We start from the raw sequence: 741 nt of genomic DNA, 5'->3' as shown, positions 1-741 counted from the left end.
TTTCACGAGGTCGAGGGTCTCGAGCGCGTTTTTGATCCTGGTATCGAAATCGGCAAAAATGTTCATCGTTCCAACCTGCGCGAAGGGCTTCTGTTCATGTCCGGTATTTTAGCCGGTCGGCTTCGCGATCGCCCGCTGCCCTATCTCAAATCGGGGGTGTGGTCAAACAGCCGCTGGTGGGCGCGCAGTGCATAACTGTCGGTCATGCCGGCCAGATAGTCGCCCACATGCCGGGCTTTTGCGGCCACGCTCATGCCGGAAATGCTGTCCACCCAGTAGTGGCTCTGCATTTCCGCCGGCGTTTCCATATATCGGTGGAAAAGATCGGTGACGATCTGCGTCGCGCCGGCGCGGATGCGCATGATGTCCGGGTGCCGGTAGATATGGGCAAACAGCAGCTTCTTGATCTGCCTGTCAGTCTCGGCCATCTCGGGCGAAAAGGTGGCGACGGTAAAATCGGCGGCCCTGATGTCGGCAGCCCGCTGCGGCTTCAACCGGGCAAGATTTTGCTGCGCCACGCCGATCACATCCTCAACCATGTGAGTGATCTGGCGGCGCATGATCTCATTGGCGAAACGTTCCTTGTCGAGCACGGGATATTTCGCCCGCACCTGCGCCATCAGGCCGCTGAGGAATGGCACCTCCTCCAGCATCTCGAAGGTGAGATAACCGGCGCGCAGACCGTCATCGATATCGTGGGTATTGTAAGCGATGTCATCGGCAATCGCCGCCACCTGCGCC

At 59.1% G+C, this 741-nt stretch carries 2 protein-coding genes; one reads left to right on the top strand and one right to left on the bottom strand.

Annotated elements, in window-relative coordinates:
• Positions 1–195 (top strand): hypothetical protein (locus DOU54_RS27695; protein WP_210206191.1); only part of this gene is annotated, 195 nt, incomplete at its 5' end.
• Here DOU54_RS27695 and DOU54_RS27910 read toward each other — a convergent pair.
• Positions 141–741, bottom strand: a 601-nt coding sequence (locus DOU54_RS27910) for a deoxyguanosinetriphosphate triphosphohydrolase family protein (RefSeq protein ID WP_502695907.1), incomplete at its 5' end; no start/stop codon positions are given. The genes DOU54_RS27695 and DOU54_RS27910 overlap by 55 nt on opposite strands.

The organism is Agrobacterium sp. MS2, from assembly GCF_003261015.1.
GTDB classification, from domain to species: Bacteria; Pseudomonadota; Alphaproteobacteria; order Rhizobiales; family Rhizobiaceae; genus Agrobacterium; species Agrobacterium pusense.
Note: the sequence above shows the minus strand (reverse complement) of the source record. Positions and strands in the feature narration are given on the sequence as shown.